Raw genomic sequence first — 21,284 nt, forward strand, 5'->3', positions numbered from 1 at the left:
AAAACGGAGGTGCTCACTTTGCACCGGAATTAGGTGGTCATTTTGAACTGGAATCAGGTGCTCACTTTAAAACGGAATGGGGTGATCAATATAACCGGAATTTGCACTGATGAATACGAAACAATTGAATTTTTAGATGAAAATACTTCTATAACATTAAATTCTGAAATGATGGATTTTAGTGTGAATTTTCCAATCATGATTTATGCAAAACTCAAAAACGGAAAATATAATTTGAACACAATTGAATATTTAGGGACAGAAAATCCCAATAATAAAATTGTAACATTTAATACTAAATTACCCAAAAACTTAGATGATATTAAATTAATATCTCCTCAAACTTATTTTATTGAAAAAGATGGATTATGTACTCTTTACCCAATAATGAAAAAGATTAAATATAAAAAGCTGGAGAGTTTCCAAAAGAATTTTGCTCGTTTTGAGCTGCCAAATGGGCAAAAAGGCTGGTTGGATTTAAAAGGAAATGAATATTTAGATAACTAAATTAGAAAAAAACATAATTAATTATGAAAAAACTATTTCGACTATTATATTCTCTGCTGTTTGTTTCCTGTATTTCAGAAAATAAACCGCTGGAAATTGAAACTAAAAACACTATTGGAATTGGAATACTGGAAATTAACTCCCACGAACCCTTACCTATATATTTATCTAAAACCCTTGATGACGTAATCGATACCATAACCTTTGACCGGGTTTATCTGGGAAAAAACAGTGGAAGCGTCGAAATTAGCTCAAATGTTTTAAAAACAAAATTCAAACCTTATGCTATATCTGCAAGTTCAGGTACAGCCGAAAGTGAAGGCCTCATCAATTCAGGTTTAGCTAGTTATGGAACTACTTTAAAATTTACGCTAATTGAATCGAATCCTAAATATTTTAAAGTCATCTTAAATGAAACCACTAAAGAAATCGGATATATTAAACCAATAAAAAGCATTAAAAAGCAGTACGATTATAAAAGCTGGAAAAGTTATCTGCAAAGTGCCCAAATGATAAATCTTTTTAATAAAGACGTACTTTATGACAAACTTAAGGGTTCAAAAACTATTATACTTGATGATCATTGTGCTTTCAAAGTAATAGATGTTCAAAATGAATGGGCAGAAATTAAAACTGTTGATTATATCGTTGGAAGTGAAAAATGCACAAATATTCAAGGTTGGATAAAATGGCGAAATAATGATAAAATTACGATTAAAATAATCTTGCAAATTATAGACTAAAAGGATACAAATCTTAGGTTTCAAATATTATAAATTAACTTCAAAAGTATTTATGAAAAAAATTATATCTCTATTTTTCTGTCATCTTGCTATTTTATCATTTGGACAGGAAGCAGCAACAAAAAGTAAAGTAATCAGAGGGTTCGTTTTTGATAACTCCTATTACGCAAGCATTCCTTTACCAGCTGTTGAAATCCCTATTGAAATAATAGGAATGGAAAGAAAAACAAAAACAGACAATGATGGCAAATTTGAAATTGAAGCAAAAGAAGGTGACGTGTTAATTATTCATGATGCTTTTATTAAAACCCAAAAGATTTTAATTACAGATAAAAACTGCTATGAAATCAATTTAGGTACAGTAATCGAGAGTTACCCAATTTATTTTCAAAGTAAAAAAGTTGCGAGACAAAACAGCAGATACTATCGTAAACTCGTAAAGAAAGTGATGAAAAAGATTGAAAGCGGTTTTTATAATTGTCTTGATTAAAGCAGCGTAATAAAAAACCTCTCAACAAATAGAGACAACTCATCGCCAAAAATAAATTTGTTATCGATTTCCTTTTGTGCACCAAAGAAAAAGCCAGCTCCTGCTAAATATGCGAAAATTATAAAAGTATGGTAATTTTTAGATTTTGTCTTTCAGATCTTTTAAACCAAGTTACTAATTCATTATTTGGGTAATATTTCATAATTTATATTTAAATTCTTTAATATAAAAAAAACGATTTCATATAAGTAACCGTTTTTTATAAAAGTATTTTAATAAAAACATCTCTATTTACTATTCTCTATTCTGGCTTTTTCTCGCTCTTTAGAAATATTTTCGCGATTTTCATTAGCAATAAAAACAAAGCTTACAGCCATTAACATAATAAATCCAACAATGAAATAACCTCCTTTTTTATCTGCTTCAAAACCATAATTTAAAAATTTTTTATCTTTTATGAAAAAGTAATAATTTAATAATGCTAAAATTACCACATAAATAAGCACAAAAAATTTATTTGGAATTAAGATATTTGAAATATTAAAACAATAATAGTCAATATATAATAACATGGTATAAATGCCAAACCAAACTATTAATGTACTGGTGTTTGTTAATAAAATACTTATTGTCCCTGCATTATTTTGTTTTTTTGGATCATTTAAAGAGTTAAAAATTCTATATAAAATATAATAATAGTACTTCATAATTTTGGCTTTGTATATAATGTCCTTCCTGATGAATATTCATAAATTGCTTTTCCTCCAAAATAAACAAGAGCACCAACAGCGAAACCTGTAGCAACAACTGGTGCAGCAAAAATTGAAGTAGCAATTGCAGCTTCAGCAATTGCAGTATCAACACCATATTCTAAGAAAGAAATTTGTTTATTAGCAACTTGATAGGTTTCCGAAAATAGTTAAGTTTCAATTTTTTGTATTCATTTTTTCCAAAATCGATGCCTTTTATTAAACGTCTTTTGGAATATCTTGTAAGTAATTTCTCGTTTACTTTAATTTTCCAAAATTAATTCAAAAGTTTCAGAAAAGAAGTTTTATATATATATAAAATAAACCTGCCATATTCATTATACTTAATACAGAATATGATCAAAAACCCAACAAACACTAAACCAGCTTTTTACAAAAACACCGCAAATAAACAGGATAATTAAATTAAAAAAAATGCGTTTTTTGTTTGTATTTTATAAAATTAATTGCATTTTTGCACCCGCTTAGAAAAACAAGGCCCGTTCGTCTATCGGTTAGGACGCATGGTTTTCATCCATGTAAGAGCGGTTCGATTCCGCTACGGGCTACTAAGACAAAGCTTCAGAGAAATCTGGAGCTTTTTTTATTTCTTATAATTTCCAACTAAGAGAATCGTATTTACATCTTAGTATTTCCATTTCATATAATTGGTTATTCCGTTTTTATCCCAATCGATTTTTAAAATGTCTTTTGTTGCATTCCTAATTATTACATACTAATCTTTATAGATCTAATTATTTGCAACTAATTAAAAATGTTTGCCAATAATTAACGGAAAAATCGCTCAAAACAAAACCTCTTTTTCTAACATTCCAGGATATGTATTTGAAAAATTAAAAAGCGACATCACAAATTCTCTTTGACACAACCATAAAACACACTCATAATCAATACTTTACAAGTAAAAAATTATATATCCTTAATTTTAAAATACTCCATAATAATTTAATAACATGTTTTCTTAATAACTGCGTTTATGTTAGTAAATGTTTTTATAAATTTGCAATCTCATATTGAAACCCATTATTTTTAATTTAAAATTATGACTTTCACATAAATACCACGTAAATTAGATAGTCTTTATTCAAATTATATTATAACCATAATTAAATCCAATGTTTAAGAAAAACAAATCTCAAGTTTTATTTTTTATCCTTTTAAATTTATTTTTTTCCTTTAGTTCATTTGCTCAAAAAAATCTTTATGCCGGAATTGAAATCGGACGAAGAGCAATAAAAACTTCTATTCTGGAGATCAACAATATTAAAAAAGCCGACTATAAAATTCTTTACTTCTCGAACGAAAGAATCAGTCTTGCTGACCATATTGCTGCAAGCGGTGAAGTTCCTCAGGACGACATTAATAAAACCAGTAATATCATTGTTGACCAATTAAAGAAAATCAGAGAAGAATTTAAAGTTCCTGAAGCAAATATTTTTATAGTTGCTGCTCCTGTTTTCTCCTCTGCCCGCAATGTCGATGCTTTGATTAATAAAATTACTACACTAACCAATAAAAGTGTTGACATAATTAATGTTGACGAAGAAGCTAAAATGCTGGTAAAAGGCGCAATACCTCCGGTTGACTACGCAAATGCTATTTTACTTGATATAGGCGCACAAACTTCTAAGGGCGGATACATCGATGAGCTTGAAGACAACAAATTAGAGTTTATACCTCTTGAACTTGATTTTGGAACTATGACAGTTACTGATGCAGTTAAAAAAACGGTTGTTAACCAAAGCCAGGTAAATGATATGTCGACTTATCAGGAAAAATCATTTGATTTTAATATCGTGTTACGTAAAAAGATCAAACAAATGCTGGACGCAAATCCTCTTATCTTAAAAAAGGAAAAAATCTATTTATCTGGAGGAGCAGTTTGGGGATTTTCGACTCTATATTTTAATGAAAACGTAAAGGATCATTATATTTCTTTTACTTTAGAAGACGTTATCAATTATGATGCTGTCCTAAAAAACAACTTTAGTAAATACAATAACCTTTCTAAAACAGATAAGGAAGTTGCCAGAGTTTTAAGCACATATGACCAAAAATACCTAATCTCTGCAAATAACATTTTGCTTAACTTACTGGAAAGTATTCCTAATGTAGAAACAAAGAAAATATACTTTGTGAAAGACGGGCAAGTAACATGGCTTATGTCGCACATTGCAGATCGTTCTAAAAAAGTAAATACTAATTTTTAGATTCCTTCTTATAAATATTAAGACAAAGCTTCAGAGAAATCTGAAGCTTTTTTTATTTTAAAAAAAAATCATTTTGTGTATTCGAATACAAAACTACTCAGCAACGTTCGCAGCATCTGAGTTAAAGACTTGATTTATATCTCCCAAAAGTTCAAATTCATCCACAGGAAACATCTCCAGAACCATTTCTAAAATCAGGGAAACGTTTATTGGGTTCTTGTTTGTATTTGACATTATATGTCCGTCATTATCCAACGTTAAAACGCACATTTTAAGCATATTTGTAATCACACAGCCAACTTCATAATAACTCATCTTGATTTGAGCCGTATAAACTTCTGATTTATTATTTTGCGCTTTTAATGTATTGAAATACGGAACTAGTATTTTTTTTAATTTCTCTAACCTTTCAGTTTCATTTGTGTCCATTATATATCGCTTTTATGATAATTCAAAGTTTGTGATATATTTATAAAAAGCGGTTATCTTATATGATAACTCAAAAAATAAAGTTTATCCAGACCGGAAATTTAGAATTTACAAGAACAAAAAAATTGCGTAAAGTCAGAGACATTTGCGCAGCTTTTTATAAGAATTATTCGTGGAGCGGAAAAAAAGCCAATAATTATAAAACAATAAACCCTGTCAATTGTCGAGGTTCATGTTTCTATTCTTTGTTGACTTTCTTTATCAGTTCGAAGTCGGGAGACTTCGAACAGCGGCGGGTGTCAAAACATCTATCAGGTATCTGAAATCTTATTCAACCAATTTCAGCATTTTACATCTTTCCACAATTAATTCCTCCAAACCATCAGGCTTTTTAACTATCTCCAATTTAGGAAGATTATGCAATTGCAATTTTTTAAGTTTTTGATTTTCTGTCAAAAATAAATTGACTAAGTTTCCATTGTAGATTTGAAGTTCGATGAGATTTGGGAACAGCTTTAAAATATTATTTGATTTGCTGCTTTCATACCATAAAATCATTTTTTTAACATCTATAAATGACTCAAGAATCTTTCCTTTAAAGGTTTTAACAGATAGAAATGTTATTTCATCAAGTCCTATAAAATTTCGCTCTAACAAATTTACCTTCACTTTATCTCCGATGATTAAATGTCTAGTGTTAATTTCTACTCCCTCCAAATCTAAAGTCGAATTATGGATTGATACAATTTGAAATGAATATATCGAGAATATACTTTTAAAATATTCAAAATCAAAAGAATTAAAATAGTTTAAAGAAATTGTTTGAAAATCAAATTTAGATAAATCATGAATTTCAGCTTTTATGTATGTTGATTTAGGAAAAATGCCTAAATCCATCTTTTTTTGAATTTCTTCAAAATTGTTAGTCACTAACAGTGCTTTTTTGTTGACGTTGAAATATATGTAAAAGTCCATCTTGTAAAGTATAGTTTTTTCCTGGTGATTGTATTATATTGTAATTTACTGGGTTTGCGTAACCCTCTGGATAATCCTCTGTGGCTTCAGTTTGCATTCTTCGGTATTCATCTTTAAATGCTTGTCTTGATGACTCTGCAGGATTCCAATCAAATTTCTTAACGGTTACATTAAATAATATCATTTTTTTTGTAATTTCTTCAATATCATTTTCATTATAGATTATAACTTGGAGAGTACTATTACCAGATTCCATCACAATGTCATCAAAAAATAATTCTCCATCTTCTTCTTCAACACTAATTATATAATCGTAAGCAACATTAGGTATAAAAAAAGGAATATTTTTAATTCTATAATCATTTTCTTCTTTTGATGTCCAAACGCTCTCAACAGATAATTTCCCTTCTAAATCATAGTAATCAAACTTTATCTTATCTTTTATTTCTTCTTTCATTATCTTTTATCTAAATTACAACCTCTACACAATACTTGTCCATTATCTGGAGTTCCTCTTCCACCATCTCTTTTTCTTTTAACATGATCAACGTTCGTTTCGCTTTTAGCTGGGGTTACACCTTTTTTAGATTGTGTTGCTTCAGTTGTAGCATTATTACACCCCCCTGTTAAACTTTGCCATGAGAAAAGCGAAAGTAAAAGTTAAAATTATATACAAAACCACACACATTCCTCCTGTCTTATCTTTTTCAAAGTTTTGTTCTAAAAATCTTTCTTTTTTAACTATAAAAAAATAGTTAAATGCCCATAAACAAATTAATGATGTAATTAAATATTTTATATCTGGTATAAAAGTTACTATATCGTAGAAATTTAAAAATAGAAAAATAGTTATAAGGTTAACAGCAAGTAGAACTGTGGAAACAAATGATGCAGATAGAGTAAAATTTGCATTTTCATTTTTTTCGTAAAACTTATAAATTCTGAACAATAAGTAATAATAAGTTTTCATAATTAATTTTTTGGTTTTTCAAATAATGTTTCACTCGCTCCACGAAGTCTTTCAATTATAAACGGCGCTGGAACATTTTTTTTCGATTTAAGACAATATAAATAAAAAAAGAACCTGAAGGCTGTTTAATTTTTTATGCGATATTAATAAATTATTGATAATCTGTAAATGTGTGATGCAATAATTAACCATCAACACAACTAATACATTACCCTATTTCAACATATTATAAATTTAAATTCTCCTATCACTAACTCTGAAACATTACCTATTGCTAACATGTTCTAATATGATAACTTAAACTAATCTTTAATATACCAATTCTTCTTATAATGCTTAAATACACTATAATTCTTTTTGATATTTTCTTCATCTGACTTCGTTTTTAATCTCAATAAATAAGGATTCATATCAACAAAAAAAGGGTTTATGGATACAGAATTATCGTTATTAACACTTAAATAAGGAAAATTATAAATTTTATATTTATTAATAATTTCTTTTATCTTAATATCTGTTAACGCTTGAAAGATTATTGAATTTTTATCATTCCCAACTTTAATTTGGGAAATTTTATTTGAAAAATTATCTACATAAACAAAATACAATACAGAGTCTATATTAGTTTCAGAGTCACTTATCATGTAAATGGTTTCACTGAAGTTTTTCTGCCGTATAATTATTCTATAATCTTTAAAAAAGCTAAAATCTTCAAATTCATACTTTGAAATAAAATTATCTATGTCGTTTTCGTCAACTTTATTATTTATACAACTACTAAAAAATATTAAAATCAGACAAAAATTAATTATTTTTTTATACATATCATTATTTTTTTACAAAAAATTTAAAACCCGCTCCCCGAAGTCTTCAATTATAAACCGCGCTGCGCAAATGTCTCCGCCTTTGCGCTTTTACAGAATCTTCATCAAAGAACAAAAAAAATGCGCAAAGTCAGAAACATTTGCGCAGCTTTTATAAGAAATACTTCGGAGAACGGGGGAAAATGTGAATGCAACTGTTTTCCACTTTAGAAAAAGTATGTAATAAATTGCAAGTAGATTATTTCTAAATATTTAAATTTTAAAAGTCTAATAAAAACCCAATTCACACACATTCAAAACATTACAAAACCCAATCTAAAATTGTGAATATCTATTTTGAGAATTCAGCCTTTATTTTCCTGTAAAATCTATCTTTGGCATCCTTAAAAATAATAGAGATGAGCGCAACTTGGTACGAATGCAAAGTAAAATATAGAAAGACTGATGAAACTGGAGGACAAAAAGTTTTAACCGAACCTTATTTGGTTGATGCTTTATCGTATACCGAAGCAGAAAAAAGAATAAACGAAGAAATGGCGGCTTATATAAGTGAAGAATTTAAAATCACAAATATAAAAGTAGCCAATTATGCTGAGATTCATCCTTTTGAAAATGCAGATCGTTGGTTTAAATCAAAGGTTTCATTATTGGCTTATGATGAGGAAAGCGGTAAAGAAAGGAAATCGAATATGTACATGTTAGTGCAGGCAAATGACGTAAGAGAAGCTTATGACAATACGCTTCATGTTATGCAAAGCACGATGGGAGAATATTCGATCCCGGCTGTTTCTGAGTCTCCAATTATGGATGTTTTCCCGTATTTTAGTGGTGAAGAAGGCGAAACAGAACAACTGGAAAGATTCAATGCCCTAAAAGCTTCGAAACCTGTAGAAGTAGAAAAAATCGATCACATGGAATTTGAAGAGGCATTAGAGGAATAATTTCCCTTAAAAACAATTCAATTTACTATTGAAATTTTAATACAATTAGCTTCAGAGAAATCTGGAGCTTTTTTGGTTTGTACTATTTCGCAATGTTTACTTTGACACTTAATTCAAAATAAATTATATATTAGCTCAACCATTAACAACCTACAAACCAAATATTCATGAGCAAAAAAACCATCATATTACTCGGGTTTATTATTTTAAAATTTGTTTTGCAATACCTATTAATAATTCCTGAATATGATTTGCAGCGCGATGAATATCTGCATCTCGATCAGGCGCATCATCTGGCTTGGGGATATTTATCCGTACCGCCAGTAACTTCCTGGATTTCTTATATTATATTTTTACTTGGTAATTCGGTTTTTTGGATCAGGTTCTTCCCTGCCCTTTTTGGCGCTTTGACACTTTTAATAGTCTGGAAAACTATTGAAGTTCTAAAAGGAAATTTATATGCTTTGATTTTAGGGGCAACCTGCATTTCATTTTCGTCGTTATTACGAATCAATATGCTGTATCAGCCAAATTCACTGGATGTTTTGTGCTGGACAGGATTTTATTATGTAATCATTCAATACATTTCGACCCAAAAACCCAAATGGTTTTTTATTGGCGCAATTGTATTTGCTTTTGGTTTCCTGAACAAATACAATATTCTGTTTTTACTTATTGGTCTCTTGCCCGCACTTTTACTTTCTGGTCAAAGAAAAATTTTAGTCGAGAAAAAACTTTATATCGCATTAATTTTAGGATTGCTTTTAATAATGCCAAATATTCTATGGCAATTCAACAATCATTTTCCTATTGTGCATCATATGAAGGTATTGTCAGAAACACAATTGGTAAATGTAGATCGCGCCGGTTTTTTGAAAGAACAAATCTTGTTTTTTATCGGTTCACTATTTGTTATACTTTCGGCTTTGTATGCCTTATTGTTTTACAAACCTTTCGAAAAATACAAACTCTTTTTTGCTTCTCTTATTTTTACCCTTGTCGTTTTTATGTATTTCAAAGCCAAAGCCTATTATGCGATTGGATTATATCCAGTATATATTGCGTTTGGCGCCGCTTATCTTTCTCAAGTATTGCAAACAGGCTGGAAACAGTATTTAAAACCAGTTTTTATTATTATTCCGCTATTATTTTTTATTCCAATGTACAATCTGGCTTTCCCAAATAAAAGTCCGGAATATATTGTAAAAAATCCGGAGAAGTATAAAAAACTGGGAATGTTGCGTTGGGAAGACGGAAAAGATCATGATTTGCCTCAGGATTTTGCCGATATGTTGGGATGGAAAGAACTTGCTAGAAAAACCGATTCTGTTTATACTTTGATCCCAAACAAAAAAGAAACACTCGTACTTTGTGATAATTACGGACAAGCCGGAGCCATAAATTATTATTCTAAAAAAGGAATAAAAGCAGTTTCATTTAATGCCGACTATGTTAACTGGTTTAATCTTGACATTCGATACAAAAACCTCATCAGAATAAAAACCTATGAAGAAAACAATCCTGAATTTCAAGAAACCGGACCATTCTTTCAATCGTCTAAAATTGCTGGCGAAATAACCAATAAATATGCACGAGAATATAAAACTACTATTTATGTTTTTACTAATGCAAAAATCAATATTAATAAAAGAATCGAAGACGAGATTAAAGAAGAGAAAAATTATAATAAAGAATAATTAAATAAAATCTAAGTCAGATTTCCACTTCAACCAAGCTTGCAATCTATTGAAACCTGAATCAATTAATAATGATAGACTTTACGAATATTGAATATTTAGAAAACGGAAATCAAAAACAGATTCAGGCTTTTGAAGTTTTAACTCAAAATAAGATCCTATTAAATCTAGCAGAATTTGATCCAATCTTGGTGGGAACAATACCAATAAATATTGATATCGAAAACAGTGATCTTGACATTATTTGTTACTGGAAAAACAAAACCGATTTTATAGAAAAGCTAAATTCCCTTTTTGGAAAAGAAAATAAATTCACAATTACAGAAACATTAATCGATAATAAAGAATCTATTATTGTAAATTTTAAAATTGATGGTTTTGAAATTGAAATCTTTGGACAAAATATCCCAACCAAAAACCAAAACGGATACAAACACATGCTTATTGAATATAAAATTCTACAATCTAAAGGAGAATTTTTTAGATTAGAAATCATAAAACTCAAACAAAACGGCTATAAAACCGAACCTGCTTTTGCTTTTTTATTAGGTCTAAAAGGAAATCCTTATCTGGAATTATTAGAATATAAAATATAAGCTCTAAATTCTACATATTTAAAAACCTGTATTTTAGACATTTACCAGAAAAAAGCTTGATTTTAAAAATAATTCATAAATTTCTTTGCAAAACCGTATTTACTGCTTATCTTTGCACCCGAAACATCGCGGGATAGAGCAGTAGGCAGCTCGTCGGGCTCATAACCCGAAGGTCACAGGTTCGAGTCCTGTTCCCGCTACTAAGACAAAGCTTCAGAGAAATCTGGAGCTTTTTTTGTTTAAATCTATTTGTAAACATCTCTTTGGATTCACGAGCGGGACGCTCGCGCCAGCTGGGATTAAGTCTTAGACATTCGAACAGCTTTTGATAAGGACATTTCTTAAAGCGTAGTAGTATTTATAAGTCAACGCTATAATATAGATCTATAATAGAGTTATCTAAAGTGTCAATATAAAATCCAGAATTCATATTATAATAATCATAAATTATATATGACCCTTCTAACCTGTCATCACTATTATAATGAAAACCTACACTTTCTACCCTTAATCCATCATACCATTCATCATCAGCATTACCATAGTCTAAGCGACCAATACGACTCAAAATATCTTTATAATTATCATTATAATAATCAATTAATTCTTTATGGAAATTATTTATCCAAGAAAAATGTGAGTTTATTTTTCCAATTATATTAATAATGCTACTTTCCTTTTCTGCACTAAATTCTACCTAACTATGTAACACTTTTTTATTTAACAATACTATATCATTAAAACTTGGTTTTATATTTATTCTAATGAAATATTTATCCTCATTAAATACAAAGTCACTTCTTAATAATGGTTGTAACGTTTTTCTTTTTTTAGCCATCCTTAAATCTCTAAATTCAACTAATTCAAAACATCTCAATTCAAATAAGTCTTCAACCTTATTTAACAGTTGTTGCCATTTATCTAAATAATCTAATTGGTTTGAAGATTTATAGGATTTAACAAATTTTCTACATTTCCATTTCAAACCTAATTCACAATAAATCCGAGCTAGTAAATAACTTTTATCTTCATTTTTATTAGATTCTTCAAGTTCATACATAATATCAAAGAGAGACTCGGCACTCTTTGTGGCTGTGTATAGATTTCCTTTCTGAGCTTTTCGAAAATCTTCTATTGCTGTATTATACCTCTCGTATATATTCATAAAATCCCTCCAACTTATTTATATGTGTGAAAACCATTCAAGTTTTATTATATATACCTAACAAATTTCACATATAATTTATTTTCTAATATATAATTTTCTACTACAAACTATCAAAATGACTTTCAATTTGATTGATCCTCTTTAGTTTTTATATGAGTAGCTATTCAAACAAAAAGAAGAAAAAAATGCGCAAATATCACAGAGACATTTGCGCATTTTTTAGTTGAATATTTCGATTAGCAAAATTACCAAATTGTTATTCTGTCTTTCTTCGGTAAAAACATTTTATCTCCAGGTTGTACATTAAATGCTTCGTAAAAAGGTGTTGTATTCATTAGAGGACCATTAACACGCCAGTTTGGTGGAGAATGCGGATTATTGTTAATCCACAAACGCAGGAACTCGTCTTTCATTTTTACTCTCCATATTTTGGCTATAGAAATAAAGAAGCGTTGATCCGGAGTAAAACCGTCGATTTTTGTGTTCCCTTTTCCTTGTTCGGTCATTTTAAAAGCATCGTACGCAACTGCTATTCCGGCAATATCTGCTGTATTTTCACCAACTGTCATTGCTCCATTAATATGCAGATTGTCTAAAACGGTATAGGTACTGTACAAATTGATAACCTGTTGTATTCTTGATTTAAACTGTGCATAATCCTCTTTTGTCCACCAGTTTTTCAGGTTACCATCCTTGTCATATTGAGCACCCTGATCGTCAAAAGTATGGGTTATTTCGTGACCTATAACCATCCCGATACCTCCGTAATTAAGTGCATCATCTGCATTATTATCAAAATATGGAGGCTGTAAAATACCTGCAGGAAAAACAATTTCATTTGCTGTAGGGTTATTATATGCCGTAACTGTTGGAGTTGTAGTATACCATTCTGATCTATCGACTGGTTTGTCTAATTTTGCCAATTGAAATTGATATGCAGCCGTAGAAGCCGAAACCATATTCTCAAAATACGTATTTCTGGCTATATTTACTTTGCTATAATCTCTCCATTTATCCGGATATCCTATTTTCTTGGTCATGGCGAACAATTTTTCTTTGGCCTTTTGTTTCGTTGCCGGACTCATCCATTCCAGTTTATCAATTCTTTTTCCGTACGCTTTTTGCAGGTTATTCACCAGAACTAACATGCGTTTTTTGGCATCTTCCGAAAAATATTTCTTTACATACAATTCACCCAAAGCTTCGCCTAAGAAAGTATCAACGACATTAGCCATTTTTTCGCCACGTGATTTTTGAACAGCCTGACCAGAAAGCACTTTGGTATACTCAAATAAAGCATCTACAAAAGGTTTACTTAAATCATCTGCATATGTTTCTATAGAATTTGCTTTTAGATAAATTTTCCAATTATTAATCGGGATGGTTTTTAAAAGCTTATTTAGGGCATCATAATAAGCAGGTTGACCTACATTAATAGAATCAGTTTTAGCACCTAAATTATTTAAAAAAGCAGACCAGTTTATATTGGGATGTCTTTTTGCAAGATCTGTCACAGCCGTTTTATTGTAATTTGCCTGCACATCTCTAAGTTCAACTTTTGTTTTATGTGCCTTGGCAAGTTGTTTGTCGATATCATAAACCAAATTAGCATTTTTTTCAGCTTCCTGGGCATTGCTGCCGGTTTGTTGAAATAATGCAGTAAGGTATTTTTTATACGATTTCTGTATAGCAACAGTTGATGAATCTGATTTAAAATAATAGTCCCTGTCAGGCAAACCAATACCTGCCTGATAGATTTGGGCGATGTTCATACTGCTGTGTTTATCATCAGGTGACACTCCAAAAGCTATAATAGAAAAATTAGAAACTTTTACTTCACTACCTACAAAGTTCATTAACGACGGTAAATCGCTAATGGCATCAATTTTGGCAAGCAGGGGTTTAATAGGTGTATAACCGCGTTTGTCTATGGTTACAGTATCCATACCTGATGCATAAAAATCTCCTACCTTTTGTGCTATCGTTCCTTCTTGATTCTTACTTTTCGAAATACTGTCTAATATTCCCTGCAGGCGCATTCGTTGTGGAAAATTCATAAACATATAGGCACCAACTCCGGCTTGAGATGGAGGTATTGATACAGAATCATACCATTTGCCATTTACATATTTAAAAAAATCATTACCAGGTCGCAACGTGGAATCTATTCCAGTGATAGCAATATTTTTTTTTCCTTCATGTTTTGAGCACGCTGTAAAAGCTAAGAATGCAATGAAGAGCATTAATGAATTTTTCATAATCTAGACTGTTTTCTATTAAAAATGAACTTAAAAACGTTTAAAAGCAGATATCTTAAAGTGTATATGCCTGACATCGCTAATTTTAGCAGAACAATATACGAATTCAGTTTTTAATTCTAAAATTTTTACAGAATTACTACTTATAAAATCTTAAATGTAATAATCTGGAATAACGTTCTATGACTACGGTGCCTTTAAGACTAAATTATTACAAATTTTATCTTATTTTTATCACAAGAATAGAGTTGAAAAATAAAGTAAAACACTTCAAAAAGAACAAAATATAATTATAATTAACTGGGCAAACTGAAAAATACTATAACCTATAGCTAATGTATTATGAATACTAGAAATCTAATACCAATTTTTACAATATTATTTTTCTTGTGCTATAAAATTCAGGCGCAAGGCTTTGATAAGAATCCGAAGGATAGTTTAATGCTGTACAATAAAATGCTTTCGGAAAAACAGATGCATGAGGATCTTAAAACACTTCTTGCTATAAACAAAAAAGCAAACTCCGGCTTATACCAATATCGCTCTAAAAAACAAATAGACAGCATTTACGATACTACCATTAAAAGTATTAAAAAGCCTATGAGCATTACTGAGTTTTACAAAATTATGCTCCATCTGGCAGATTATGAAGGAAGTCTACATAATTATACCATTCCTGATCTCGACTTAATGAATTTTCTGAATCGCCAAAAATCATTTTTCCCTTATCCTCTTGTGTATATTAACGGACAAATTATTTTTGATGGTCAATCATCAGATATACCGCCAGGTTCAAGGATCAGAAGCATAAACGGAGTAAATGACGCACAATTGATGCGATCTTTTTATAAATATTATACAACAGATGGTTATAACACTACACAAAAATTATCAGCCAGTGTAAATAAATCGTTTGGGATAAACTATCTGCTGGAATATGGTCTTAATAATGAATTTGTTATAGAATACAATTCGCCAAAATCTGAATCTCTTGAAAAAAAGGTGCTTCCTGCAGTAACGCTTAACCAAAGAGAAACAAACCTTAAAAATAGATTTAGTGCTCCTGTTACTGATTTGATAGATTATAAAAAGCAAGCTCCTTACAGCTTTCGCATGCTTAATCCGGCTACAGGTTTATTAAATATAAGATGGTTTGGTATGGCATACGGATCAGACGATCCTAAGTTTGAAATCTATGTTAAGTTTTTGGATAGCGTTTTTACAGGACTGGACAAAAACAAGGTTTCTAATCTGATAATTGATGTTAGAAATAATCCCGGCGGCAGCGACCCTAACTTTGAACAGCCTGTAATGTACCTTACCGATAAATCATTTAAAGAAAACGAAAAAGCCACTATAATCTTCGACCCTAACTTGTTGCCTTTCGAGAACTATTTCTGGGGTGTTTCGACATCACAACGAATGGATAGTATTTCTAAAAAAATGGGAAAAGAATACCTAAAAGATGTCTATCCGGTTTTTAAAAACAATATAAGTGTACAAAACCCAAAATACAATCCGGTTTATCATCCTAAATCGCCCGCGTTTAAAGGCAAGGTTTATCTTTTGATTAATGAAAATGTGGCATCAGCTGCTTCACATTTTGCTTCTCTGGTAAAAGCGTATGTTCAAAATCTCACCATAGTTGGTGTAGAAACGGTTGGGGGCTATTATCGTCATAACGGACATTCACCACTGGTATATGAACTTCCTAATTCGAAGATAAAAACACAATTCTCGATTGTAAACCTGGTACAGGATGCCCCAAAAAAGGATAATCAGCCAGAAGGTCATGGTATTATGCCTGACTATGAAGTATGGCCATCTCTGGATGATTTTTTACAACATAAGGATACACAAATGGAGTTTACGCTTAAACTTATAAAAACAAAATAATTTGTTTTTTTTACTTCATAAAACCAAGAGAAAGCTTCAGAGAAATCTGGAGCTTTATTTATTTGCATTTAATGAAACTCGTTGCTTAAATTCTTTTCCAGAGAACTGGTATATTCTTTCAAAAAGCAAATTACTTTTTTCATTTCAATACACAAAAAACTAGCATAACTGCGAGTTTTTGTTTTATAAATTGTCAACTCCCTTTAAGGCATGGAAAGAATTTCCGCACTATTGTTGTGTATATACAAGCTATCGGGTATAAAAAAACTTCGCAAACTTTTTATATATTTCTTTTTTTATACTATCGTGACTATGAAAACACTCGCATTACATTTTTTACTGGTTACCATTCATTCTTCAATCCTTTTCAATAATCAAAAAAAATTAGTCAAGCCTAATTAATTGTCCTCAGTATAATGATTGTTAATTTCATTTATTACCGTATAAACCTGATTAATACTATTCTCATTGTATCTTCTTGCCCAAAAACTATAAAACCAAACAATATCTCCATCCGCAAATTGTTTCCCAGAAATTAATCTTATTTCCTCAAGATTTAGTAAAAATTCATGTGACGTGAAAGGTTCTATTTTTGAATAAAAATTTTTTGCATCATCATCTCGACCATTTTGAAATTTCATTATTTTATATATTTCTTCTAGTCTTTCTTTATAATCTGGACTTGAGTATATATCGTTATAACTTATTAATAACCCCATAACAACTTTATCAAAGTCAAATGTTTTATAAGTACGACGAGTTATTAAACTATAAAATAAACTATGATGTTTCTCAAAAATATCAATAATTAAATCTGGATCTTTTTTAAGATTATTAACAAAATTTACAGAGAAAGATTTATTAAATCCTTTATAGCTCTCAAGATATGATTTTATATAGTATCTTTTCTCATCAAAATTTTCACCTTGTTCAAGGTAATCTAGTCCATCTTTAATCTCTTTAACTATACTTTGCTCTTCATTTAAAGTATCTTCCTCATATCTAGTAACTTCTTCATAAGCAATAGCTGTGGGAGATTCAATTGAGTTCTCATTTTGATTACTCAAATTATTTTTTTTGTTTTCTTTATTTGTTTCAAAAAGTTTAATTATTAGGTCTTTTTTGTAAATCGAAATTCCAATAATTAAAACAATTATTACAATCATTATATTTCTACCTTTCATAAATTTTAATTTGCAATAATTAAATAAATTTTCACCTTTCTTAAATTAGCCCCCTTATTTTAAAGTATGTTTTCTTCTTTAAGTCTAATATTCGTTTTCAGGAAAAAGTTTAGTTTTTTACCCATCATTTTCATCAATAATTTTATAATAATACTCTTAATATTTTTCATGTAGTCGATTATAATCCGGTAAATTATGGAAGTTATTACGTTCTATTTCTTTTTCTATAGATTCGTCTAAATCGAATAACGCTATTCGTTGCATAAAAAGCTTTGATTATTCTATGAGAAACTATTCTTTACATTCTATGGAATTTATATCTCTAAAATACAACAACTTACACTTAATCACAGAGGTATCTTTTAGTCCACCTTGATCCTTTCCTATTTGTTCTACGGAATATATAAGTTTGTTAATCTTAGAATTTTTAAATGCATAATAGATAATTGTCCAATCAGGCATTAATTGTTTTTTGTTATATGGCATATTATGAGTTAAAAACAGATTTTCTAAAAACCAAACTTTGTACAACGCTTTTTTATCCAGTTTTGTTTGTAGTATATATTCTGAAATTTTTTGCTTGCTTCTTTCACCATTAATATCTAATTCAATCTCCTTAATGTTATTATTTGATATGAATTCTACATCTAAATTATAATTCCCGTCTGTTGTGATATTTTTATAGTAATCTAATTCGGAGAAAAAATAGTCTTTGTTTTTTGAAATTATTTTTTCAGTATTTAATGTCTCCGGGTTTAAGCAAATAGTAAGACTGACTTTTGATTCGTTTGAATATATGCTTTCATCAAACACTTTCTCGACAGTATACGAATATCTTTTTTCATCAAATTGCTGAATTAAATTATATTTCTCATCGTTCATATCTGTATGACATTGATATTTCAATTCATGTGTTTGGGAAAATATTTTTGTTGCTATGCATAAAAAAAAGATTAGTTTCTTCATGTTCTATATTTTATTTTTTTTTAAGATTATTAGATTAGATACGCATTTTCACCCTCCATTCTCGTCAGCTAGTGCATTTTGATATTCCTTTGATTTTTCATAAAGATTCTTGTAATCCGGTAAATTGTAGTAATTATTTCTAATTATTTCTTTTTTAACAGAATCGTCAATGTCGCGCATCCAAATTCGTTGCATAAAATAACTTTTGTCGTTATAATTTTTATCATATCGATATTGCTCACCAAAATAAACAAGATGAGCCAATAATTTTGATCTATCTTGTAATGAAAGTTCGTTCCTTTTATCTTTATCTTCAAGCAAATACATTACATACAATTTTAATGTCTCAAAATAATTAGCATCTCCTGGTTTTATAATTTCTTTTAAAACAGGGAAAATTTCTAAATTTAATTTTGCCGTTCCATCGCAATTTTTATTCCAAAATATCTTATCTAATTCATTTGAATTATTGCTGTCAAATTTTGTATTTTCTACTACCCATTTTAATAATTCTTTATCGTCATAATAACCAAAATTTGTCACCAACTTCTCCATAAAACTTTGATCATTTAACAGTAACCATTTAAAATAGGCACGGCTATCGTTAAACAAATACATGTTGCGGGCAACAATAGTTTGGATATTTTTTTTACGTTGATCTTTCAAATTAGGAATATCTTTCCAGTGAGGAATTTCAATTTCTAAATTATCTATACTTGATTTTCTTATTATTTTAGTATTTTCAATATTATTTAATTTAGAGTATTGTTTTTGGTAATCAATTAGTTCAGGTATATAATAAAATTTCAGAATTATTTTTCTCTGTTTTTCTATAAATATCCCGTCATAATCTATTTCATTATTATTATACATGACAAAATCTCTATCACATTTATCGAAAAAATTAACGTGTAAAAAAATTGATTTGGATTTAGGATCTATAATTCTTCCAAAAACATTTTTAACCTTTTTTATAAAATCATCTTTATCTAGCGCTTTAAAACCATTTAATTTCAATACTTCATCGGCTATTTGCAATGTAGCTTCTAATTCGTCTATTCCGAATTGAATTTTAGGTAATCCTGCACCAGCTTCATCAATAGTTTGGGTAGTTCCTTGTTTAAGTTGCTTGGCTAAAACTGTTTCTATAATAGTATCATTTATGTTATCGTCACTTTCAATGTTACTACTACAATCTTTTTTCACCTCTTTTTTTGTTCCTTGAGCATAACAAACTACATAGAAATTAATAACTAGAATAATTAAAATTTTATTAAAATATTTCATTTGAGTAATAACCTTTTTTTGATTTTTAAGGTTTATATAAAACCTTCAGCTTTATTCTGTTTTAAAAGATTCTTGTTACCCTCCATATTCAGTAACAAGTTGATCTTGATATTCCTCTGATTTTTCATAAAGGTTTTTATAAGAATATTTATAACTAATTTTAATTACATCAATTCCTGAACAAGTTCATCTTGATATACTGAAGATTTGATGTATAATTGTTTGTAATTGGGTAAACCGTAGAAATTATTTTTTTCAATTTCTTTTTTTAGACTATGACCTAAATCTAATTGTTCTATACGTTGCATAAAAAAACTTTGATCTTTATATTTTTCGTCATAACGATATTGTTCACCAAAATAAACCAGATGCGCCAAAAGATTTGCTCGGTCGTTATTTGAAAGTTCATTTTTTTTATCATTATCGATTATAAGATAGTTGACATACTCTTTTAAAGCTTCAAAATATTTATTGTCTTTAGGTGTAATTATTTCTTTTAAGGCGGCATATATTTCGGTATTTAATTTTATAGTACCGTCACATCTTTTGCTCCAAAATATTTCATCCAATTCTTCTGGCTTTCTACTATCAAACGTTGTATTCTCTATTACCCATTTCAACAATTCTTTATCTTCATAATAACCAAAACTAGTAACCAAGCTTTGCATGAAATATTCATCGTTTAATATTAGCCATTTAAGATGAGCTCGACTATCGTTAAATAAATACATGTTGCGAGCAACAAGTGTTTGAATGTTTTTTTTGCGTTGATCTTTCAAATTAGGAATGTCTTTCCATCTAGTAATATCCATTTTCCCTTCCATTGTTTCAATTGTAAATGGTTTTTCTTCATATTTTGATAATTCAGGATATAAATTAACATAATCAATTATTTGAGGCAGAGGGTGAAAATATGTTATGAATTTATTTATTTTTGAAATATAAATATTTTGATATTCTGCAGAACGTGGATAAAAAAGAAGGCTTTTATCACAAATATTATCTTTGTAAGTATCAATTTTTAAATATTTATTTTCCGAATTGTTATCAATTATTCTATTAAATATTTTTTTTATTTTTTCATTGAATTTTATAGTTTCAATTGCTTTAAACCCATTACTTTTCAGTATACTGTCTTCAATAATAACAAGAGCGTTTAAGTCTTTTTCCCCATAATTTTCATAACTACTATATTCTTCTGACGCTCCTGATTTAACCTGCTCAATTAATATGTTTAGAAAACTCTCATTTTTTATTGCTGTTTCGTTTTTTACAGCGCCAATTTGATTGATTTTTGAATCATTCTTTTTTTTACAACTGATACAACCTAAAATTATAAGACCTAATATTATATTTCTTATTTTCATTAATTT

Annotated in this window: 20 protein-coding genes, 2 tRNA genes and 1 pseudogene; 10 read left to right on the top strand and 13 right to left on the bottom strand. The window is 29.2% G+C overall.

Annotated elements, in window-relative coordinates; all coding sequences use genetic code 11:
• Positions 1–81: 81 nt before the first annotated feature.
• From ASF10_RS06150 to ASF10_RS06160, 3 genes are read left to right on the top strand one after another with little or no spacing between them, the layout of a single operon-like run.
• Positions 82–507, top strand: a complete 426-nt coding sequence (locus ASF10_RS06150) for a hypothetical protein (protein ID WP_056246783.1) — start codon at positions 82–84, stop codon at positions 505–507.
• 23 nt (positions 508–530) lie between these two features.
• Positions 531–1,250: a hypothetical protein gene (locus tag ASF10_RS06155; protein WP_056246784.1), complete on the top strand. Its 720-nt coding sequence runs from the start codon at positions 531–533 to the stop codon at positions 1,248–1,250.
• 52 nt (positions 1,251–1,302) lie between these two features.
• Positions 1,303–1,740, top strand: a complete 438-nt coding sequence (locus tag ASF10_RS06160; RefSeq protein ID WP_056246786.1) for a hypothetical protein — start codon at positions 1,303–1,305, stop codon at positions 1,738–1,740.
• A 287-nt stretch (positions 1,741–2,027) separates the two neighbouring features.
• On the opposite strand, the gene ASF10_RS06165 is transcribed toward ASF10_RS06160, so the two are convergent.
• Positions 2,028–2,447, bottom strand: a complete 420-nt coding sequence (locus ASF10_RS06165) for a hypothetical protein (protein WP_056246789.1) — start codon at positions 2,445–2,447, stop codon at positions 2,028–2,030.
• Positions 2,448–2,986: 539 nt separating this feature from the next.
• On the opposite strand from ASF10_RS06165, the gene ASF10_RS06170 reads away from it, so the two are divergent.
• A tRNA-Glu gene (locus ASF10_RS06170) sits at positions 2,987–3,058 on the top strand.
• A 567-nt stretch (positions 3,059–3,625) separates the two neighbouring features.
• The gene (locus ASF10_RS06175; RefSeq protein ID WP_056246791.1) at positions 3,626–4,720 is read left to right on the top strand and encodes an exopolyphosphatase; all 1,095 of its coding nucleotides are present in this window, start codon (positions 3,626–3,628) and stop codon (positions 4,718–4,720) included.
• Between the two features lie 93 nt (positions 4,721–4,813).
• Here the strand turns inward: ASF10_RS06175 and ASF10_RS06180 are convergent, their stop codons facing one another.
• From ASF10_RS06180 to ASF10_RS06200, 6 genes and pseudogenes are all read right to left on the bottom strand, one after another.
• On the bottom strand, positions 4,814–5,149 hold the full coding sequence (locus ASF10_RS06180) for a hypothetical protein (protein WP_056246793.1): 336 nt from the start codon (positions 5,147–5,149) through the stop codon (positions 4,814–4,816).
• A gap of 327 nt (positions 5,150–5,476) precedes the next feature.
• Complete coding sequence (locus tag ASF10_RS06185) at positions 5,477–6,079, bottom strand: hypothetical protein (protein WP_056246794.1); 603 nt, start codon at positions 6,077–6,079, stop codon at positions 5,477–5,479.
• The gene (locus tag ASF10_RS06190) at positions 6,072–6,581 is read right to left on the bottom strand and encodes a DUF4265 domain-containing protein (RefSeq protein ID WP_056246796.1); all 510 of its coding nucleotides are present in this window, start codon (positions 6,579–6,581) and stop codon (positions 6,072–6,074) included. Before ASF10_RS06190 ends, ASF10_RS06185 begins: the two co-directional genes overlap by 8 nt.
• Positions 6,581–6,673: pseudogene (locus ASF10_RS24675) on the bottom strand (HNH endonuclease); the annotation flags it as partial. The pseudogene ASF10_RS24675 and the gene ASF10_RS06190, both read right to left, overlap by 1 nt.
• A gap of 64 nt (positions 6,674–6,737) precedes the next feature.
• Positions 6,738–7,094 (bottom strand): hypothetical protein, encoded by a 357-nt coding sequence (locus tag ASF10_RS06195; RefSeq protein WP_056246798.1) that lies wholly within the window; start codon positions 7,092–7,094, stop codon positions 6,738–6,740.
• A gap of 302 nt (positions 7,095–7,396) precedes the next feature.
• Entirely contained in the window at positions 7,397–7,918 is a 522-nt protein-coding gene (locus ASF10_RS06200) for a hypothetical protein (protein WP_056246800.1), read from the bottom strand.
• Between the two features lie 398 nt (positions 7,919–8,316).
• On the opposite strand from ASF10_RS06200, the gene ASF10_RS06205 reads away from it, so the two are divergent.
• From ASF10_RS06205 to ASF10_RS06220, 4 genes are all read left to right on the top strand, one after another.
• Positions 8,317–8,859, top strand: coding sequence for a DUF4494 domain-containing protein (locus ASF10_RS06205; protein ID WP_056246802.1), 543 nt, complete (start codon positions 8,317–8,319; stop codon positions 8,857–8,859).
• 167 nt (positions 8,860–9,026) lie between these two features.
• On the top strand, positions 9,027–10,556 hold the full coding sequence (locus tag ASF10_RS06210) for an ArnT family glycosyltransferase (RefSeq protein ID WP_056246804.1): 1,530 nt from the start codon (positions 9,027–9,029) through the stop codon (positions 10,554–10,556).
• A gap of 71 nt (positions 10,557–10,627) precedes the next feature.
• Positions 10,628–11,152 carry a DUF4269 domain-containing protein gene (locus tag ASF10_RS06215; protein ID WP_056246806.1) on the top strand — a complete coding sequence of 175 codons (525 nt, stop codon included), beginning with the start codon at positions 10,628–10,630 and terminating at the stop codon, positions 11,150–11,152.
• Positions 11,153–11,279: 127 nt separating this feature from the next.
• A tRNA-Met gene (locus tag ASF10_RS06220) sits at positions 11,280–11,352 on the top strand.
• 497 nt (positions 11,353–11,849) lie between these two features.
• Here ASF10_RS06220 and ASF10_RS06225 read toward each other — a convergent pair.
• Entirely contained in the window at positions 11,850–12,317 is a 468-nt protein-coding gene (locus ASF10_RS06225) for a hypothetical protein (RefSeq protein ID WP_056246808.1), read from the bottom strand.
• 248 nt (positions 12,318–12,565) lie between these two features.
• Positions 12,566–14,578 (bottom strand): M13 family metallopeptidase, encoded by a 2,013-nt coding sequence (locus ASF10_RS06230; RefSeq protein ID WP_056246810.1) that lies wholly within the window; start codon positions 14,576–14,578, stop codon positions 12,566–12,568.
• Between the two features lie 342 nt (positions 14,579–14,920).
• Between ASF10_RS06230 and ASF10_RS06235 the strand changes: the two genes are divergently transcribed.
• Entirely contained in the window at positions 14,921–16,474 is a 1,554-nt protein-coding gene (locus ASF10_RS06235; RefSeq protein WP_082472389.1) for a S41 family peptidase, read from the top strand.
• A gap of 398 nt (positions 16,475–16,872) precedes the next feature.
• On the opposite strand, the gene ASF10_RS06240 is transcribed toward ASF10_RS06235, so the two are convergent.
• The 4 genes from ASF10_RS06240 to ASF10_RS06255 all read right to left on the bottom strand — a co-directional run bounded on the left by ASF10_RS06240 (position 16,873) and on the right by ASF10_RS06255 (position 21,278).
• Entirely contained in the window at positions 16,873–17,658 is a 786-nt protein-coding gene (locus ASF10_RS06240; protein ID WP_056246814.1) for a hypothetical protein, read from the bottom strand.
• A gap of 291 nt (positions 17,659–17,949) precedes the next feature.
• Positions 17,950–18,624: a hypothetical protein gene (locus ASF10_RS06245; RefSeq protein WP_056246816.1), complete on the bottom strand. Its 675-nt coding sequence runs from the start codon at positions 18,622–18,624 to the stop codon at positions 17,950–17,952.
• A 48-nt stretch (positions 18,625–18,672) separates the two neighbouring features.
• Complete coding sequence (locus ASF10_RS06250) at positions 18,673–19,911, bottom strand: hypothetical protein (protein ID WP_056246818.1); 1,239 nt, start codon at positions 19,909–19,911, stop codon at positions 18,673–18,675.
• A 164-nt stretch (positions 19,912–20,075) separates the two neighbouring features.
• Positions 20,076–21,278 (bottom strand): hypothetical protein, encoded by a 1,203-nt coding sequence (locus ASF10_RS06255; RefSeq protein WP_056246821.1) that lies wholly within the window; start codon positions 21,276–21,278, stop codon positions 20,076–20,078.
• Positions 21,279–21,284: the final 6 nt, after the last annotated feature.

It is taken from the genome of Flavobacterium sp. Leaf82, assembly GCF_001422725.1.
GTDB lineage: Bacteria > Bacteroidota > Bacteroidia > Flavobacteriales > Flavobacteriaceae > Flavobacterium.

Coding starts and splice junctions, on each gene's coding strand:
- ASF10_RS06155 (WP_056246784.1), top strand. CDS start 531: ATGAAAAAACTATTTCGACTATTATATTCTCTGCTGTTTGTTTCCTGT.
- ASF10_RS06245 (WP_056246816.1), bottom strand. CDS start 18,624: ATGAAGAAACTAATCTTTTTTTTATGCATAGCAACAAAAATATTTTCC.
- ASF10_RS06255 (WP_056246821.1), bottom strand. CDS start 21,278: ATGAAAATAAGAAATATAATATTAGGTCTTATAATTTTAGGTTGTATC.
- ASF10_RS06225 (WP_056246808.1), bottom strand. CDS start 12,317: ATGAATATATACGAGAGGTATAATACAGCAATAGAAGATTTTCGAAAA.
- ASF10_RS06180 (WP_056246793.1), bottom strand. CDS start 5,149: ATGGACACAAATGAAACTGAAAGGTTAGAGAAATTAAAAAAAATACTA.
- ASF10_RS06175 (WP_056246791.1), top strand. CDS start 3,626: ATGTTTAAGAAAAACAAATCTCAAGTTTTATTTTTTATCCTTTTAAAT.
- ASF10_RS06195 (WP_056246798.1), bottom strand. CDS start 7,094: ATGAAAACTTATTATTACTTATTGTTCAGAATTTATAAGTTTTACGAA.
- ASF10_RS06210 (WP_056246804.1), top strand. CDS start 9,027: ATGAGCAAAAAAACCATCATATTACTCGGGTTTATTATTTTAAAATTT.
- ASF10_RS06235 (WP_082472389.1), top strand. CDS start 14,921: ATGAATACTAGAAATCTAATACCAATTTTTACAATATTATTTTTCTTG.
- ASF10_RS06160 (WP_056246786.1), top strand. CDS start 1,303: ATGAAAAAAATTATATCTCTATTTTTCTGTCATCTTGCTATTTTATCA.
- ASF10_RS06190 (WP_056246796.1), bottom strand. CDS start 6,581: ATGAAAGAAGAAATAAAAGATAAGATAAAGTTTGATTACTATGATTTA.
- ASF10_RS06250 (WP_056246818.1), bottom strand. CDS start 19,911: ATGAAATATTTTAATAAAATTTTAATTATTCTAGTTATTAATTTCTAT.
- ASF10_RS06205 (WP_056246802.1), top strand. CDS start 8,317: ATGAGCGCAACTTGGTACGAATGCAAAGTAAAATATAGAAAGACTGAT.
- ASF10_RS06230 (WP_056246810.1), bottom strand. CDS start 14,578: ATGAAAAATTCATTAATGCTCTTCATTGCATTCTTAGCTTTTACAGCG.
- ASF10_RS06200 (WP_056246800.1), bottom strand. CDS start 7,918: ATGTATAAAAAAATAATTAATTTTTGTCTGATTTTAATATTTTTTAGT.
- ASF10_RS06165 (WP_056246789.1), bottom strand. CDS start 2,447: ATGAAGTACTATTATTATATTTTATATAGAATTTTTAACTCTTTAAAT.
- ASF10_RS06240 (WP_056246814.1), bottom strand. CDS start 17,658: ATGAAAGGTAGAAATATAATGATTGTAATAATTGTTTTAATTATTGGA.
- ASF10_RS06215 (WP_056246806.1), top strand. CDS start 10,628: ATGATAGACTTTACGAATATTGAATATTTAGAAAACGGAAATCAAAAA.